Origin of the sequence: Streptomyces sp. APSN-46.1 (genome assembly GCF_022815725.1) — a bacterium.
GTDB lineage: Bacteria > Actinomycetota > Actinomycetes > Streptomycetales > Streptomycetaceae > Streptomyces.
Window position 1 is genome coordinate 116331 of sequence record NZ_JALGRF010000016.1, and the last position, 16626, is coordinate 132956.

General features: G+C 71.8%; 18 protein-coding genes. 5 read left to right on the plus strand and 13 right to left on the minus strand.

Annotation, left to right across the window (positions count from 1 at the left end; translation table 11 throughout):
* Positions 1–2 precede the first annotated feature (2 nt).
* Positions 3–893, plus strand: a complete 891-nt coding sequence (locus tag MTF65_RS28740; RefSeq protein ID WP_243631906.1) for a deoxyribonuclease IV — start codon at positions 3–5, stop codon at positions 891–893.
* A 51-nt stretch (positions 894–944) separates the two neighbouring features.
* On the opposite strand, the gene MTF65_RS28745 is transcribed toward MTF65_RS28740, so the two are convergent.
* Entirely contained in the window at positions 945–1577 is a 633-nt protein-coding gene (locus MTF65_RS28745; protein ID WP_243631907.1) for a sulfite oxidase-like oxidoreductase, read from the minus strand.
* 172 nt (positions 1578–1749) lie between these two features.
* Between MTF65_RS28745 and bfr the strand changes: the two genes are divergently transcribed.
* Positions 1750–2229 (plus strand): bacterioferritin, encoded by a 480-nt coding sequence (bfr, locus tag MTF65_RS28750; protein WP_243631908.1) that lies wholly within the window; start codon positions 1750–1752, stop codon positions 2227–2229.
* Positions 2230–2255: 26 nt separating this feature from the next.
* Here bfr and MTF65_RS28755 read toward each other — a convergent pair whose 3' ends face one another.
* Both MTF65_RS28755 and MTF65_RS28760 read right to left on the minus strand, forming a co-directional pair.
* Complete coding sequence (locus MTF65_RS28755; protein ID WP_243631909.1) at positions 2256–2519, minus strand: bacterioferritin-associated ferredoxin; 264 nt, start codon at positions 2517–2519, stop codon at positions 2256–2258.
* A gap of 174 nt (positions 2520–2693) precedes the next feature.
* A complete protein-coding gene (locus tag MTF65_RS28760; protein WP_374207318.1) occupies positions 2694–4058 on the minus strand; it encodes a class II 3-deoxy-7-phosphoheptulonate synthase in 1365 nt (454 codons plus the stop codon).
* Positions 4059–4303: 245 nt separating this feature from the next.
* Here MTF65_RS28760 and MTF65_RS28765 point away from each other — a divergent pair, with 245 nt between their 5' ends.
* Positions 4304–6241 carry an anthranilate synthase family protein gene (locus tag MTF65_RS28765; protein WP_243631911.1) on the plus strand — a complete coding sequence of 646 codons (1938 nt, stop codon included), beginning with the start codon at positions 4304–4306 and terminating at the stop codon, positions 6239–6241.
* 12 nt (positions 6242–6253) lie between these two features.
* Here the strand turns inward: MTF65_RS28765 and MTF65_RS28770 are convergent, their stop codons facing one another.
* The 5 genes from MTF65_RS28770 to MTF65_RS28790 form a co-directional block, all read right to left on the minus strand.
* Positions 6254–6577, minus strand: a complete 324-nt coding sequence (locus tag MTF65_RS28770; protein ID WP_243631912.1) for a hypothetical protein — start codon at positions 6575–6577, stop codon at positions 6254–6256.
* A gap of 93 nt (positions 6578–6670) precedes the next feature.
* A complete protein-coding gene (locus MTF65_RS28775; RefSeq protein ID WP_243631934.1) occupies positions 6671–7699 on the minus strand; it encodes a 6-phosphofructokinase in 1029 nt (342 codons plus the stop codon).
* A 122-nt stretch (positions 7700–7821) separates the two neighbouring features.
* Positions 7822–8466 (minus strand): response regulator transcription factor, encoded by a 645-nt coding sequence (locus tag MTF65_RS28780; RefSeq protein ID WP_243631935.1) that lies wholly within the window; start codon positions 8464–8466, stop codon positions 7822–7824.
* A gap of 23 nt (positions 8467–8489) precedes the next feature.
* Positions 8490–9701, minus strand: a complete 1212-nt coding sequence (macS, locus tag MTF65_RS28785) for a MacS family sensor histidine kinase (protein WP_243631913.1) — start codon at positions 9699–9701, stop codon at positions 8490–8492.
* A 56-nt stretch (positions 9702–9757) separates the two neighbouring features.
* Positions 9758–10483 carry a 1-acyl-sn-glycerol-3-phosphate acyltransferase gene (locus MTF65_RS28790; protein ID WP_243631936.1) on the minus strand — a complete coding sequence of 242 codons (726 nt, stop codon included), beginning with the start codon at positions 10481–10483 and terminating at the stop codon, positions 9758–9760.
* A 162-nt stretch (positions 10484–10645) separates the two neighbouring features.
* On the opposite strand from MTF65_RS28790, the gene MTF65_RS28795 reads away from it, so the two are divergent.
* Both MTF65_RS28795 and MTF65_RS28800 read left to right on the plus strand, forming a co-directional pair.
* Entirely contained in the window at positions 10646–11422 is a 777-nt protein-coding gene (locus MTF65_RS28795) for a carboxylesterase (RefSeq protein ID WP_243631914.1), read from the plus strand.
* Positions 11334–11987: a hypothetical protein gene (locus MTF65_RS28800; RefSeq protein WP_279399637.1), complete on the plus strand. Its 654-nt coding sequence runs from the start codon at positions 11334–11336 to the stop codon at positions 11985–11987. Before MTF65_RS28795 ends, MTF65_RS28800 begins: the two co-directional genes overlap by 89 nt.
* A 268-nt stretch (positions 11988–12255) precedes the next feature.
* Here MTF65_RS28800 and MTF65_RS28805 read toward each other — a convergent pair whose 3' ends face one another.
* The 5 genes from MTF65_RS28805 to MTF65_RS28825 all read right to left on the minus strand — a co-directional run bounded on the left by MTF65_RS28805 (position 12256) and on the right by MTF65_RS28825 (position 16596).
* Positions 12256–13047, minus strand: coding sequence for an endonuclease/exonuclease/phosphatase family protein (locus MTF65_RS28805; RefSeq protein WP_243631916.1), 792 nt, complete (start codon positions 13045–13047; stop codon positions 12256–12258).
* Positions 13048–13124: 77 nt separating this feature from the next.
* Complete coding sequence (locus MTF65_RS28810) at positions 13125–14066, minus strand: ROK family glucokinase (protein WP_243631917.1); 942 nt, start codon at positions 14064–14066, stop codon at positions 13125–13127.
* A 61-nt stretch (positions 14067–14127) separates the two neighbouring features.
* Complete coding sequence (locus MTF65_RS28815; protein ID WP_243631918.1) at positions 14128–14640, minus strand: DUF5304 domain-containing protein; 513 nt, start codon at positions 14638–14640, stop codon at positions 14128–14130.
* 79 nt (positions 14641–14719) lie between these two features.
* Entirely contained in the window at positions 14720–15928 is a 1209-nt protein-coding gene (locus MTF65_RS28820) for an ArsA-related P-loop ATPase (RefSeq protein ID WP_243631919.1), read from the minus strand.
* 224 nt (positions 15929–16152) lie between these two features.
* Positions 16153–16596 carry an SRPBCC family protein gene (locus tag MTF65_RS28825; RefSeq protein WP_243631920.1) on the minus strand — a complete coding sequence of 148 codons (444 nt, stop codon included), beginning with the start codon at positions 16594–16596 and terminating at the stop codon, positions 16153–16155.
* Positions 16597–16626 lie beyond the last annotated feature (30 nt).

Here is a 16626-nt window from a genome sequence, read left to right on the forward strand (position 1 = left end):
ACGTGGAGCACACCGAGCAGGCCCTCCACCCCGTCGGGCGCAATCCCGTGGGCGGGCACGTCCCCGTCGCCGGCGGTCTCGCCTCGGTCGGGTTGACGTACGCCCGGGAGATGGGCGCCGAGGCCGTACAGGTCTTCGTCGCCAATCCGCGCGGGTGGGCCACCCCGGTCGGCAATCCGGCGCAGGACAAGCTGTTCCGCACCCAGTGCGCCGCCGAGGGCATCCCGGCGTACGTACATGCCCCGTACCTGATCAACTTCGGCTCCCACACCGAGGCGACGGTGGAGAAGTCGGTGGAGTCGCTACGGCACTCGCTGCGCCGCGGTCGGGAGATCGGCGCGCTCGGGGTGGTCGTCCACACCGGCTCGGCGACCGGAGGGCGCCCGCGCGAGGAGGCGTACGCGCAGGTCAGGGAGCACATGCTGCCGCTGCTGGACGAGCTGACGCATGACGACGACCCGTTCCTGCTGCTGGAGTCCACGGCCGGGCAGGGCTTCTCGCTGTGCTCGCGGACCTGGGACTTCGGCCCGTACTTCGAAGCGCTCGACCACCATCCGAAGCTCGGCATCTGCCTGGACACCTGCCACATCTTCGCGGCCGGGCACGACCTGGCGGAGCCCGGCGGCACCAAGCAGACGCTGGACCTGCTGGTGGACACGGTGGGCGAGGGCCGGCTGAAGCTGATCCACGCCAACGACTCCAAGGAGGGCGTCGGCGCCCACAAGGACCGGCACGCCAACATCGGTCAGGGCCACATCGGCCGGGACGCCTTCGCCGAGCTGTTCTCGCACCCGGCGATGGAGGGCGTACCGCTGATCATCGAGACCCCGGGCGGCAAGGAGGGGCACGCGGCGGACGTGGCGCTGCTGAAGGAGCTCCGGGAGCTCCACTGATCCGCCGAGGGGTCACGCCGAGGGGTCACGCCGAGCAGTCATCGGACCCGCTCAGATCTCCGGGCCCTCGCCCGGCTCCTCCTGGTACGAGTAGCGCTGCTCACGCCAGGGGTCGCCGATGTTGTGGTAGCCGCGCTCCTCCCAGAAGCCGCGGCGGTCGGCGGTCATGTACTCGACACCGCGCACCCACTTGGGGCCCTTCCAGGCGTACAGGTGCGGGACGACCAGCCGCAGCGGGAAGCCGTGCTCGGCGGTCAGCAGTTCGCCACCTTGATGGGTGGCGAAAACGGTCCGCTCGGAGGCGAAATCGGCCAGCCGCATGTTCGAGCTGAAGCCGTACTCGGCCCACACCATCACATGGGTGACCTGCGGGGCCGGCGGAGCCAGTTCGAGGACGGTGCGCGCGAGCACCCCGCCCCATTCGGCCCCGACCATGCTGAACTTCGTGACGCAGTGCAGATCCGCCACGACGGACTCGAACGGCAGGGCCGTGAACTCCTCGTGGTTCCAGCAGTGCTTCTCGCCGTCGGCCGTCGCGCCGAAGACGCGGAACTCCCAGCGGTCCGGCTTGAACTTGGGTACGGGCCCGTAATGGGTGACCGGCCAGCCTCGCTGCAACCGCTGCCCCGGCGGGAGCTCCGACTGCTCTGCTCCCGGAGATTCCCGGCTTTCCGGCTGACCCATGACTCCATGGTGACAGACCGGGCGGGGTGGTCATGACCAGCTCCGGGGCGATCCGGACACGTCACCGTAACTCGCACTAAGGAGGCACTTACTGGACGGCCCCCTGCGGCGGTGCAAGGATGCGCGCACTGCCCAGTCACCTAGCTGACATTGCTTGGAAGGAGCCTCTGCGATGCAGGGCGACCCCGAGGTCCTTGAGTTTCTGAACGAGCAGCTGACCGGCGAGCTCACGGCGATCAACCAGTACTGGCTCCATTACCGGATCCAGGACAACAAGGGTTGGACGAAGCTCGCCCACTACACCCGTGCCGAGTCCATCGACGAGATGAAGCACGCGGACAAGATCACCGAGCGCATCCTGCTGCTCGACGGCCTGCCGAACTACCAGCGCCTCTTCCACGTCCGCGTCGGGCAGACCCTGACGGAGATGTTCCAGGCGGACCGGCAGGTGGAGGTGGAGGCGATCGACCGCCTCAAGCGCGGGATCGAGGTCATGCGCGGCAAGGGGGACATCACCTCGGCGCGGCTCTTCGAGGAGATCCTGGAGGACGAGGAGCACCACATCGACTACCTCGACACCCAGCTGGCGCTCATCGAGAGCATCGGGGAGCCGCTGTACATCGCGCAGCAGATCGAGCAGCCCGAGAGCTGACGCACCCGCCCGGTCCCGGCCGGGCGCTACGCGGCTTCGACGAGCCGCGGAGCGGGGGCGGGGGTCGGGGTCGGGGAGGCGGCGAGGACGGCGGCCGCCTCACCGTTCTCCAGCAGTTCCCGGCGCGGGCAGGCCCCGCGGCCGAGAAGGCCCTGGATGGTGCGTACGCAGGAGCCGCAGTCGGTTCCGGCCTTGGTCGCCGAGGCGATCTGGCGGGGGGTGCAGGCCCCGGCAGCCGCGTGTTCCTTGACCTGCTTGTCGGTGATTCCGAAGCAAGAGCAGACGTACACGCGGTTTCACCTCCGGGACGGCAAGGGTTCTTGCGGTTTCGGTCAGCCATCCCCTATTCGGTGAGGCTTACCTAACCGTACCCAAAGTGAGGGTGACCTTAAAAGACCCGGATACGACAGTGGGGCGCGGATCACATCGATCCGCGCCCCACAGTCGTTCGTCGCTACAGCCGGTTACTGATCGCGGTACATCTCGGCGACCAGGAACGCCAGGTCCAGGGACTGGCTGCGGTTGAGCCGCGGGTCGCAGGCCGTCTCGTAGCGCTGGTGCAGGTCGTCGACGAAGATCTCGTCGCCGCCGCCCACGCACTCGGTGACGTCGTCACCGGTGAGCTCGACGTGGATGCCGCCCGGGTGGGTGCCCAGGCCCTTGTGGACCTCGAAGAAGCCCTTGACCTCGTCGAGCACGTCGTCGAAACGGCGCGTCTTGTGGCCGGAGGCCGCCTCGAAGGTGTTGCCGTGCATCGGGTCGGTCACCCACGCCACGGTGGCGCCCGAGGCGGTGACCTTCTCGACCAGCTCGGGGAGCTTGTCGCGGACCTTGTCGGCGCCCATGCGGACGACGAAGGTCAGCCGGCCCGGCTGCCGCTCGGGGTCCAGGCGGTCGATGTACGTCAGCGCCTCGTCCACGGTGGTGGTCGGGCCGAGCTTGATGCCGATCGGGTTGGCGATCTGCGAGCAGAACTCGATGTGCGCGTGGTCCAGCTGGCGGGTGCGCTCGCCGATCCAGACCATGTGGGCCGAGGTGTCGTACAGCTTGCCGGTGCGCGAGTCGGTGCGGGTCAGCGCGCCCTCGTAGTCGAGCAGCAGCGCCTCGTGGGAGGCGTAGAACTCGACGGCCTTGAACTCGGCCGGGTCGGTGCCACAGGCCTTCATGAAGTTCAGCGCGTTGTCGATCTCCCGCGCGAGCTGCTCGTAGCGCTGCCCGGAGGGGGAGTTCTTCACGAAGTCCTGGTTCCAGGCGTGCACCTGGCGCAGGTCGGCGTAGCCACCGGTGGTGAAGGCGCGCACCAGGTTCAGCGTCGAGGCCGACGCGTGGTACATGCGCTTCAGCCGCTCGGGGTCCGGGATCCGGGCCTCTTCGGTGAAGGCGAAGCCGTTGACGGAGTCGCCGCGGTAGGTCGGCAGGGTGACGCCGTCGCGGGTCTCGGTGTCCTTGGAGCGCGGCTTGGAGTACTGGCCCGCGATACGGCCGACCTTGACGACGGGCACGGAGGCCGCGTACGTCAGGACGGCGCTCATCTGGAGCAGCGTCTTCAGCTTGGCGCGGATGTGTTCGGCGGACACGGCGTCGAAGGCCTCGGCGCAGTCGCCACCCTGAAGGAGGAACGCCTCGCCCTTGGCGACGGCTCCCAGACGGGCGCGCAGCTGGTCGCACTCACCGGCGAAAACGAGGGGAGGATACGACTCGAGGTCCGCGACGACAGCGCGCAGAGCCTCGGCATCGGGGTACGAAGGCTGCTGCGCCGCGGGAAGGTCTCGCCAGGTCGCCTTGGAGGCGGGGGCTTGGGTTTCAGCGTTCACGGTCACCTCATACACATTACGTCGTCACACGCCGCGTCCAGCCAGGCGCCCACTACGTGAGACGGACATATTTCAGCTATGGTCGGCGGCATGTACGCGCACACGAACCAGAACTGGTGGTGGCCCGCTTCCGGCGGCCCACTTCTCTCGCGTACCTGAAGGCACGAACCACGCGAAGGCCGCCCCGGGGCGGCCTTTTCTGTTTTCCGGGCCCGGCCGCTCCTCTCACCGCACCCTCACCGAGAAGGAAGCCCAGCCCTATGGACCGCAGCCGACTGAACCGACTGAACCGACCGAATCCACTGAAGCCACTGAGCCGACTGCTCGACGACTCCTGCCCGCCGTTCGCCCTGCTGCGGCGCCGGACACCCGGCCGCGACCACGACGTCGTCGAGGTGCTGATCGGCCCGGTCCACGAGGCCGAGCGCCTCGCCGACCTGCCCGTCGGGGAGCTCCCCACCCTCGCGCTCGTGCCGTTCCGGCAGATCCGGGAGCGCGGATTCGACGTACGCGACGACGGGACGCCGCTGAGCGTGCTGGTCGCCGAGGAGGCCTACGAGATCCCGCTCGCCGAGGCCCTGGCGGGGCTCCCGGCCCACGAGGTACGCGTCGAGGGCGGCGGCTTCGACGTCCCCGACGGGGAGTACGCGGCCATCGTCGAGCGCGTCATCCAGGACGAGATCGGTCGCGGGGAGGGCGCGAACTTCGTCATCCGGCGCACCTACGAGGGCCGGATCGACGGCTTCGGCCGGGCCGACGCGCTCGCCCTGTTCCGGCGGCTGCTGGAGGGCGAGCGCGGCGCCTACTGGACGTACGTCGTCCACACCGGGGAGAGGACCTTGGTCGGGGCCAGCCCCGAGGTGCACGTGCGGATGTCCGGCGGCACGGTCGTGATGAACCCGATCAGCGGGACGTACCGCTATCCCGCCTCCGGCCCGACGGCCGAATCCCTCCTCGCGTTCCTCGGCGACCGCAAGGAGACCGAGGAGCTGTCCATGGTGGTGGACGAGGAGCTCAAGATGATGTGCACCGTCGGCGACATGGGCGGCGTGGTCGTCGGGCCGCGGCTGAAGGAGATGGCGCACCTCGCGCACACCGAGTACGAGCTGCGCGGCCGGTCCTCGCTGGACGTGCGGGAGGTGCTGCGGGAGACCATGTTCGCGGCGACGGTGACGGGCTCGCCGGTGGAGAACGCCTGCCGCGTCATCGAGCGCTACGAGCCGCTCGGGCGGGACGGGAGGGGCCGGGGCTACTACGCCGGGGCGCTGGCCCTGCTGGGGCTGGACGCGGCCGGGGCGCAGACGCTGGACTCCCCGATCCTGATCCGCACGGCCGACATCGCGGCGGACGGCACCCTGCGCGTCCCCGTCGGCGCCACGCTGGTGCGGCACTCCGACCCGGCGGGCGAGGTGGCGGAGACGCACGCGAAGGCGGCGGGGGTGCTGGCGGCGCTGGGGGTCCGGCCCGGTGCGCCCCGGCCGGCCTTCGAGGGGGCGCGGCTGGCGGACGACCCCCGGGTCCGGGCCGCGCTCGCCGCGCGGCGCCGCGACCTGGCGCCGTTCTGGCTCCGGATGCAGGAGCGGCCGGCCGGGATCACGGGCCACGCCCTGGTCGTGGACGGGGAGGACACCTTCACCGCGATGCTGGCGCACGTGGTGCGGGTGGCCGGGCTGGAGGTGACCGTACGCCGCTACGACGATCCGGGGCTGCGGGCGGCGGCCCTGGCCTGGGACGACGGCCCGATCGTGCTGGGCCCGGGACCGGGCAACCCGGCGAACGCGGACGACCCCAAGATGCGGATGCTGCGCGGGCTGGCGCGGGAGCTCCTGGCCTCGCACCGGGGCGGGCTGCTGGGGATCTGCCTCGGGCACGAGCTGCTCGCCGCCGAGCTCGGGCTGCCGCTGGTCCGCAAGGCGGAGCCGGCGCAGGGGGCGCAGACGCGGATCTCCCTGTTCGGGGCCGAGGAGGTGGTGGGGTTCTACAACACGTACACCGCGCACTGCGATGACGCGGCGGCGGACCGGCTGGGCCTGAGGGGGGTCGAGGTCGCCCGTGACCTCGCGACGGGCGAGGTCCACGCCGTGCGTTCCGCGTCCGGTTTCGCCGGGGTCCAGTTCCACCCGGAGTCGGTACTGACCCTGCGCGGCGCGGAGCTGCTGCGCGAGCTGCTGGCCGGCGTCACGGTCGCCGTGGCCTAGACGATTGCTCGTCTAGTCGGCCGGCCCGGCGGTGGCCCCCGCCCCGGTGGCGGGGGCCGCCGCCTTCGTCGCGCGGCGGGACAGGACGTCCCGGACGCCCTTCCACGTCAGCACGGCCAGCATCACCGGGGCCGCGACCACGAGGACGGTGATGCTGCCCAACCCCAGCGCGCAGATCACCACCAGGTTCAGCGAGCTGTCCGCGACGTCCAGCCAACGGCCCGTGCGCTCGCCGCGCTCCGCGCCGAGCAGCAGCCGCACGGCGCGGTAGGCGAACAGGAGCTGGACCGGGGCGAGGGCCAGCATGATCCAGCGGAGCCAATCAGGTATGTCCACGCGGCGAATCTAGATCATCCGGCGCGGGCCCGACATGTCCGCCGGGTGAACGCGGCGCGAATTGCGAGATCGCGCGAACGGCCCCGCCGGATGTCAGCCGAAGAACACCCCGACCTCCGCGTACAGCGCCGGGTCCACCGTCTTCAGCTTCGACGTCGCCTCCAGGATCGGCACCCGGACGATGTCCGTCCCCTTCAGCGCGACCATCTTCCCGAAGTCCCCCTCCCGCACGGCGTCGATCGCGTGCAGCCCGAACCGCGTCGCCAGCCAGCGGTCGAACGCGCTCGGCGTACCGCCGCGCTGGATGTGCCCGAGCACCGTCGTCCGGGCCTCCTTGCCCGTCCGCGCCTCGATCTCCTTGGCCAGCCACTCGCCCACGCCCGAGAGCCGGACGTGCCCGAAGGAGTCCGTCGTGGCGTCCTTGAGGACCAGCTCCCCGTCCGAGGGCATCGCGCCCTCCGCGACCACCACGATCGGCGCGTAGCTCGCCTTGAACCGCGAGGTCACCCAGGCGCACACCTGGTCCACGTCGAAGCGCTGCTCGGGGATGAGGATGACGTTGGCGCCGCCCGCCAGCCCCGAGTGCAGGGCGATCCAGCCGGCGTGCCGGCCCATGACCTCGACGACCAGCACCCGCATGTGCGATTCGGCCGTGGTGTGCAGCCGGTCGATGGCCTCCGTCGCGATGCCGACGGCGGTGTCGAAGCCGAAGGTGTAGTCCGTCGCCGACAGGTCGTTGTCGATGGTCTTCGGGACGCCCACGCACGGAATGCCGTATTCCTCGTACAGCCTGGCCGCCACGCCCAGGGTGTCCTCGCCGCCGATCGCGACGAGGGCCTCCACCTCGTACTTGGCCAGGTTCTCCTTGATCCGGCGGACCCCGTTCTCCTGATTGAACGGGTTGGTGCGCGAGGACCCGAGGATGGTCCCGCCGCGCGGCAGGATCCCGCGGACGGCGGGAATGCCGAGCGGGACGGTGTCCCCTTCGACCGCGCCGCGCCAGCCGTCCTTGAAGCCGACGAACTCGTACGCGTACTCCTGTACGCCCTTGCGTACGACGGCCCGGATCACCGCGTTGAGTCCGGGGCAGTCGCCGCCACCCGTCAGCACTCCGACCTTCATGGAAACTCCCTTCGCCATGACGGTCACGCTAGTGGTGACTCAGGTCACAGCAAGGGCTTGGGAAGCGGCAAGTTCGGTGGAATTACGAGGCGTTGGATCCGCCCCGTTCACTCGTACGAGGACTACGCGTCGTCGAGGCCGCGCTCTATCGCGTAGCGGACGAGCTCCACCCGGTTGTGCAACTGGAGCTTGCCCAGGGTGTTCTGGACGTGGTTCTGCACCGTGCGGTGGGAGATGACCAGCCGCTCCGCGATCTGCTTGTACGAGAGTCCCTTGGCCACCAGGCGCAGCACCTCGGTCTCGCGGTCGGTCAGTTGCGGGGCCTTCGGCTCGTCGGGGGCGGCCGGCACCGGGTGGGTGGCCAGGCGCCGGTACTCGCCGAGGACCAGGCCCGCCAGACCGGGGGTGAAGACCGGGTCGCCGGCCGCCGTGCGGCAGACCGCGTCGATCAGCTCCTGGGCGCCGGCGGACTTCAGCAGGTAACCGGTCGCCCCGGACTTCACCGCCTCCAGGACGTCGGCGTGTTCGCCGCTGGCCGACAGGACGAGGACCCGCAGCGCCGGGTTGGCCCCGACCAGCTCCCTGCACACCTGGACCCCGGGCATGCCGGGCAGGTTGAGGTCGAGGACCAGCACGTGCGGGGCGGCGGCGCGGGCCCGGCGGACCGCCTCGGGGCCGTCCCCGGCGGTGGCCACCACGTCGAAGCCCGCCGCGGCCAGGTCGCGGGCGACCGCGTCCCGCCACATCGGGTGGTCGTCGACGACCATCACCTTGATCTCGTGCGGTTCGCTCACTGGGTCCTCCCCCTCGGTATTTTCAGTTCCACTTCGGTGCCCTGCCCGGGGACGGACACCAGCTCGGCGGTGCCGCCGAGGTCGCGCAGCCGACCGCGGATGGACAGGGCCACGCCCATCCGGCCCTCGCCCTCCGCCTGGTCGAGCCGGCCGGCCGGGATGCCGGGGCCGTCGTCGCGAACGGTCACGATCACCTCGTCGCCCCAGTCCTCGACGAGGATCCAGGCCCGGGCGCCCTCCCCCGCGTGCTTGCGCACGTTGTCGAGGGCGGCTCCCACCGCCGCGGCCAGCTCCTTCGCCGCGGGCACCGGCAGCGGCACCGGGGTGCCCGGCTCGGCGAAACTCACCCTCGACCCGGCGTGCGGGGCGAGGAGCGTCCGCAGATCCAGCTCCCCCTCATCGGCGCCCGGCTCGTCCACCTCGTACGTGTCCACCAGCGCGCCGAGCGACTCGTCGCGGGAGATCCGGGAGGTGTGCACCAGCCCGCTGGAGACCAGGGTGCGCAGCGCCACCTCCTGCTCGCCCGCCATCCTGCCGAGTTCGGCGGCCTCACCGCCCAGCTCGGTGCCGCGCCGCTGGACCATGGCGAGGACCTGGAGGACACCGTCGTGGATGTCGCGGGCGAGGCGCTCGCGCTCCCGGGTGGCGGCCTCGATCTCCAGGGCGCGCGCGAGCGTCGCCTCACTGGCCCGGGCGACCTCGACCACGTACCCGATGGCGATGGAGGCGACCCACACCAGCAGGACGTTGTGCAGGGTGTCCCGGGTGGGGTCGCCGCCGTGGATGATGACGTTGGCGGCGGCCACGAAGGTCGAGGCGAAACCGGCCCAGCGCCAGCCGCCCTTGAGGGCGAAGGCGAGGACCGAGCCCGCCGTCCAGATGGTGGGGAGGGTGGGGCCGCCGGCCGCGATCCGCTCGTGGGTGTCCGCGAGCGGGGTGAGCAGGATGCCGACGATGGCGACGGTGAGGTCGGCGCCGAGGAACCGCTTGGTGCAGCTGGCGGCGTTCGCCGCCTTGCGGTGGGTGGCCAGGGTCCAGACGCCGAGGACCGCGAGATAGCCGGCCGCGATCCCAGGGCGGTCGAACCTCTTGTACGCGGAGGCGAACAGCAGCACCGCGTAGACCATGGTGAGCAGCCGGTAGACCGTCAGAGCCCGCCACAGCGGCTGCTCGACGGACATGCGTACGACGCGCTCGCGTTTCGCCATCTTCCCCACCCCTCGCGGGCGGTACCGCCCGCCTACGCGCCGTTCTACGCCCCGTACTACGCCCCGCCCTTGTCCGCCTGTTCCGCCTTCTCGGCGGCCTTGGCGGCCTTCTCGGCGTCGGCGATCTGCCGCTTCGCCGCCGTGGCGTAGATGTCCACGTACTCCTGGCCGGAAAGCTTCATGATCTCGTACATGACCTCGTCGGTCACCGAGCGCAGGATGAAGCGGTCGTTGTCCATGCCCTGGTAGCGGCTGAAGTCCAGCGGCTTGCCGATGCGGATGCCGGGGCGCATCAGCTTGGGGAGCACCTTGCCGGGCGGCTGGATCTTCTCGGTGTCGATCATCGCCACCGGGATCACGGGGGCGCCGGTGGCGAGGGCCACGCGGGCCAGACCGCCGGGCTTGCCGCGGTAGAGGCGGCCGTCGGGTGAACGCGTCCCCTCGGGGTAAATACCGAACAGCTCTCCGCGCTCGATGACCTCGATACCGCTCTTGATGGCGGCCTCACCGGCGCCGCGGGCACCGGAGCGGTCCACCGGGAGCTGGCCGACGCCCTTGAAGAACGCGGCCGTCAGCTTGCCCTTGACGCCCGGGGAGGTGAAGTACTCCGCCTTCGCGATGAAGGTGACCTTCCGGTCCAGCACGGCCGGGAGGAAGAAGGAGTCGGAGAAGGACAGGTGGTTGCTCGCGAGGATCGCCGGCCCCTCCGCGGGAATGTTCTCGAGGCCCTCCACCCACGGCCTGAAGGCGAGCTTCAGGGAACCGCCGATGGAGAACTTCATTGCGCCGTAGATCAACTCGAATGCCTTCCTGTGTCTGTCGAACAGACCTTATCCCCTGGGTCCCCTCACAGCGGCCCGACGACCCTGGTCGGTGTCACCCCGGTCGCGTACGGTGAAGTCACACAGCGCTACGTACCCCCCACCCCTTCGAAGGAGACCCTGGTGCCCGTCCTCCCTGGAGCAGAGCCGTTCCGCCACGAGGGCGGAGAGGTCGGTGTGCTTCTCTGCCACGGCTTCACCGGTTCCCCGCAGTCGCTGCGCCCCTGGGCCGAGTATCTCGCCGAGCGGGGGCTGTCGGTCTCGCTGCCGCTGCTGCCCGGGCACGGGACGCGCTGGCAGGACATGCAGCTCACGGGCTGGCAGGACTGGTACGCGGAGGTGGACCGCGCACTGCGGGAACTGCTGGACCGGTGCGAGCGGGTGTTCGTCTTCGGGCTGTCGATGGGCGGGGCGCTGACGCTGCGGCTGGCGGCGAAGCACGGGGACGCGATCAGCGGCATCGTGCTCGTCAACCCGGCCAACAAGGTCCACGACCCGCTGGCCTTCGCCCTCCCGGTGGCCCAGCACTTCATCCGGTCCACCGCGGGCATCGCGAGCGACATCGCCAAGCCGGGATCGGAGGAGGTCGGGTACGACCGGGTTCCGACCCGGGCCGCGCACTCCCTGCGGAATCTCCTGCGGCTGGTGGACACGGAGCTGCCGCAGGTGACGCAGCCGGTGCTGCTGCTGCACAGCCCGCAGGACCACGTCGTACCGCCGGCCGACTCGGCGCGGATCCTCGCGCGGGTGTCGTCCACGGATGTCACCGAGACCCTGCTGGAACAGAGCTACCACGTCGCGACGTTGGACCATGACGCGGAGCGGATCTTCGCGGACAGTTTCGCGTTCGTCGGGCGGCTCACGGAGAGCGTCAGGGAGGGGGCGGCCAGCGGTGGCTGAGCACGAGGAATCGCCAGGGGGTGTGCCCCCGCTGGACGAGGAGGCGGCATGGGCGGCGATCGTCGCCGGGTACGGGCAGGAACCGCCGGACCCGCCGGGGGCGCGGCCGTTCAGACCGATCGAGAACCTGATGCTGCCGGAGGAGGACGTCCAGCCGGAGCCGGAGCCGTCGCGTCCTGAGCCGGAGGAGGAAGGGGGCCCGGGCGCGGGCCCTGCCGCCCTGGGGAGCTCGGTGGTCTTCGCTCCGGGTGTGGGCATGACCGGCCCCCGGGACCACTCCCTGGCGGAGCCGAAGGACGACGACCCCGGTGCGGCGGACGAGGGACACTTCGTCCCGCCGGAGCCGGAGCTGCCGCAGGCCGACACGACGACGAAGTTCGCGTGGCTGGCGGTGGTGGGCGGACCGGTGCTGTTGCTGCTGGCGGTGCTGTTGCGGTGGGACATGACGTGGTGGCTCACGACGCTGGGCATCGGGGGCTTCCTGGGCGGGTTCGCCACGCTGGTGGGCCGGATGTCGCAGGGCGACGAGGACGATGACGATCCGGGCCGCGGCGCCGTGGTCTAGCCGCCGGTCGCCCTCCGCTGCGCGGAGCTTCCTGGGGCTCCGCCCCAGACCCTCCCCCAGACTCCGTCCGGGGGGACCCCCACGCCTCAAACGCCGGCGGGGCTGAAATTGCCCTGCGGGCAATCCAGCCCCGCCGGGGCGAAGCACAGGCCCGCCGGGCGAAAATCAGCCTCGCCGGCGTTTGAGGCGCGGGGGTCCGGGGGCAGCGCCCCCGCAACGGCGCCGCACCGGCCCGGGCCCCCAGCAGCGACAGCGCACCGGCCCGGAGCTACGCGGGCGCCGGCAGGCGGAGGGCCGCCAGGACCGGGAGGTGGTCCGTCGCGGCGCGCAGGTCGGCCTCCGCGATCCCCGGAAGCCCCGCCGGGACACCGCAGGCCAGGACCTCCACCCCCCGCGAAGCGAACACCGCGTCGATCCGCCGGTCCGGCCCCGCCGCAGGGAAGGTGTGCTCCCCGCCCCAGGGAGAGACCGCCCAGCAGTCCTGCAAGGCACTCGCGAGATGCCCGAACGCCGCACCCCCCGAGGCCTCGTTCACGTCGCCCGCGGCGATCGCGTACGGGGTGTCCAGCGCCGCGACCCGGTCCAGGAGCAGGCCCGCCTGGCCGAGCCGCTCGCCCGGGTCAAGCGAGAGGTGAGCGCTGAGCACGCCCACCCGCGCCGCTCCGAGCCGTACCACCGCGGTCGCGAAGCCTCGCCGGTGCAAGCCGGGCTTCAACGGCAGCAGCACGTCTTCCGTGCGTTCCACGAAGGCTCGTAGCGAGCACAGGAGCAGCGGGCCCGAGGCCGTCGCGCCCCCGCTCAGCACCACCAGCTCACACTTGGCGGCCAGCCTCGCCGCGTGCTTGCGCCAGCGGAAGAAGCGCGGGGCCTCCTGTACGAAGACGAGGTCCGGCTCGCACGCCCGGATCACCCGGACCAGCGCGTCCTCGTCGTCACGCAGCGAGCGGACGTTGTAGCTGAGCACCCGGACCACGGCGGAACCGTCGGGCTCCGTCCGGGACTTCGGCAGCGGAGGCAGCGGAGGCAGCGACATCTCGGTCAGCGGCTCGGTCAGATCCATGCCCGCAAGATACGCAGCTGCCCGCCGCTCCCCCAGAGGGCGCGGCGGGCAGCTGTCGAACGGCACTACGGGAGGCGTCAGCCCTGGCGCGCCAGGTCCGCCGCGCCCACCAGCCCGGCCTTGCCGCCGAGCTGCGCGGCCAGCACCTGCGCGTGCGGACGCCAGGAGCCGCCGACCAGCCAGCGCTTGAAGGACTTGCGGATCGGGTCGAGAACCAGGTCGCCCTCGTCGGAGACCCCGCCGCCGACGATGAACGCGGACGGGTCGAAGAGGGAGGCCAGGTCGGCCAGCCCGGCTCCGGCCCAGCGGGCCAGCTCGCGGAAGGAGTCGATGGCCACCAGGTCACCGGCCCGGGCGGCCGCGCTGATGTGCTTGCCCTCGATGCCCTCGGGGGTGCCGTCGCCGAGCGAGAGCAGGATCGCCGCGTTCTCGGGCGTGGCGTTCGCGCGCTGCTTCGCGTAGCGGACGAGGGCGCGCCCGGAGGCGTACTGCTCCCAGCAGCCCTGGCTGCCGCACCCGCACAGCAGGCCGTCCGGGACGACCCGGATGTGCCCGAACTCGGCGGCGACGCCGAAACGCCCGCGCCGCAGCTTGTTGCCGATGATGATGCCGCCGCCCAGGCCGGTGCCGAGCGTGATGCAGATGACGTCCTCGTGGCCCTGGCCGGCGCCGAAGCGGTACTCGCCCCAGGCCGCGCAGTTCGCGTCGTTCTCGACGACGACCGGCAGGCCGATGCGCTGCTCGACCTTGTCCTTGAGCGGCTCGTGCCGCCAGTTGATGTTCGGCGCGAAGAGTACGGTCGCGCGCTTGTCGTCCACGTATCCGGCGGCGCCGATGCCGACGGCGTCGATGGTGTGGTTGCTGCTGACCTCGGACACGGCGGCGCAGATCGCGTCCGTCACTCCGTCCGCGGTCGGCGGGGTGGGCACCTTGTACGTCTCAAGGATGGTGCCCTCTTCGTCGACCACGCCGGCCGCGATCTTCGTGCCGCCGATGTCGACGCCGATGGTGAGTCCCATTAGTCCCTCGGTTTCCGGTCAAACCCCGCCACGGGCAACGGTACCCGAGGGCGGCAGCCCGTCAGTCGAGATCGATCCGCCCGGAGGGGCCCGCGTCGGGGCCGTCGTCGTCGCGCGGGTCGCGGTCCTGGCCGCCCGGTTCGCGGTCCGCGCCCGGCTCACGGTCCTCGTCCGGGGCCCGGCGCTGGGCGGGCGGCTCGTCGCGGGTCCAGCGGCGCTCGTGGCCCTCCACGGCCGAGCGGTAGGCGGCGAGGAGCTCCGATCCGGCGGCCGCGAGGTGGTCGAAAACCTGGGGGTTGCGCTCGATGACGGGCTTGGCGGCGGTCTTGGCCTGGTCGACGAACTGCCGTACCGCGCCCTGTGCGGCCACGCCCAGCAGCGGGTTGTTCAGCGAGGAGACCTTGTCGGCGACGGCCTCGAAGAGCTTGAACAGCTCCTCGGCGGCGGTCCCGGTGCCGGCTCCGGCGCCCGCGGCTTGCTCTGCCCGGCGGCGGGCCTTCTCGGCGGCGAGATCCTCGGCGCAGGCCTTCGCCCAGGCGTCGTCGTCGGTGGGGCGGTCGGTGGCCTCGCTCATGGCGGACTCTCCTGCGGCAGCTGCGGGTCGTGCGATACGGGCTACCTTCGACGTTACCCGAACGGGGGTACACGCTTCATTACGCGCGGGGCCACAGTCCCGGGTCCGGGGTGAAGCGGATCCGGAGCGCGCCGTCGGCGAGGGCGGCGCCGGAGACGGTGCAGCGGCGCAGCGCGGACGGCAGGAGAACGATCCTGCGGTAGGGGCCCACCGTGAGCAGCAGTTCGTCGCCGCGCCGGATCAGGTCGAGGTCGCGCTTCTCGGCCCGGGGCAGCGGAACCACCCAGACGAGCACCCCGTCCTCGGCGAGCCGGTCCTCCACGGGCCAGTCGGCGCGGGGCACGGGACCGGCCGGGACGAGCCCGGCGCCGTCCGGCAGCGCGGCGAGGTCCTCGGGGCCCTGCGGGTCCCGGCCGAGGTGCGGGAGGGGGACCACGGGCAGCTCGGCGGCCCACTGGACGGCGTACTTGTCCTGCTGGGCGGCGAGCCCGGCGAGCCAGGGGTCGGCGGAGCCCTGCGGCAGGATCCGGTTGGCGACGAGGTCCGCGACGCGCAGCCGCTGGAGGGCGAGCCCGAGCCGCCCGGTCCGCAGGGCGGCGTCGGCGGCCGGTCCCGGCTCGGCGACGAGCCGTACCTCGGTGGTGTCGGCCTCCACGACGGCCTGGACGGCGGCCAGCTCCTCGTCCCAGCGCGCGGCGGTCTCGTAGAGCCACTGCGCGGGCATGGGTACGCCGGCCAGCTGGGCGAGTACGGGCCGCAGGGCGCGCGCCGCCTGGCGCTCCGCGGGCAGCAGCCGGGCGAGGTAGCGGCGCAGCTGGGCGGGGAGGGCGAGGGTGGCCACGGTCTGGTGCAGCGGGGGCATGTCCACGACGACGAGGTCGGCGTCGGGCGCGGCGGCCGCTCGCCGCAGGGCGCGGAGCAGGGCGAACTGCTCGGCGCCGGGCAGCTCGGTGAGCTCCTCGGCGCCGAGGGGGCGGCCGCCGAGCATGCCGAACAGGGCGGCGCCCCGCTCCTGGAGGGCGACGAGCTCCGCCCGGAACTCCTCCCCGGAGTCGATCCGGGCGACCCGTACGCCGCCGGCCACCGGTACGGCCCGCAGGCCCGGCGCGACCTCGGCGACCTCGGCGGGTACGCCGGACGGCGGCCCGACCAGCGCGTCCATCGGATCCCCGGGGTCGCCGGAGAGCAGCAGCACGCGCCGGCCCGCCCGCGCGGCGGCGAGGGCGGTGGCCGCGGCCACGGTGGTCCGCCCGGCGCCGCCGGGGCCGGTGATCAGCTGGATATGCATGTGCGGGTGCTCCGGGTCGTGGTGACATTGCGCTGCGCGGAGCCGCTCCCCGCCCCGCCCTTTCACCGTTTCCGCCTCAAACGCCGGCGGGGCTGGATTGTGCCGGCCGTGGGCTGGATTGATCCAGCCTCGCCGGCGTTTGAGGCGCGGGGTCTGGGGCGGAGCCCCAGGAAGCCCCGGGCGCAGCCCGGGGGACGCCGTACCCCGCCCGGCCAGGGCAAGGGTCAGACGGTGGACTCGACGCGCTTCTTCAGGCCCGCCAGTGCGCGGTCGATGATGACCTTCTCCGCCTTGCGCTTGATCATGCCCAGCATCGGGATCTTGACGTCCACGGTCAGCTGGTACGTGACCTCGGTGTACTTGCCGCCCTCCACGGGGGCCAGCTTGTACGAGCCGTCCAGCTGGCGCAGCATCTGCGACTTGTCGAGGGTCCAGCTGACCTCGTCCGTGCCCTTCCAGGTGTAGGCGAGGGTGTGGTCGTCCTTGATCGCGCCCGCGTCGAGCAGCAGCCGGACCATCGAAGCGCGGCCCTCGGCGTCGGTGGCCAGCACCTGGGCCTCCTTCACCTCGCCGGTCCACTCCGGGTAGCGGGCGAAATCGGCGATCACGGCCATGACGTCGGCCGGCGCCGCCTCGATCGTGATGCTCGAGCTGGTGTGTTCCGCCATCGCGGTCGCTCCTCCGGGGAGTTTTCGATG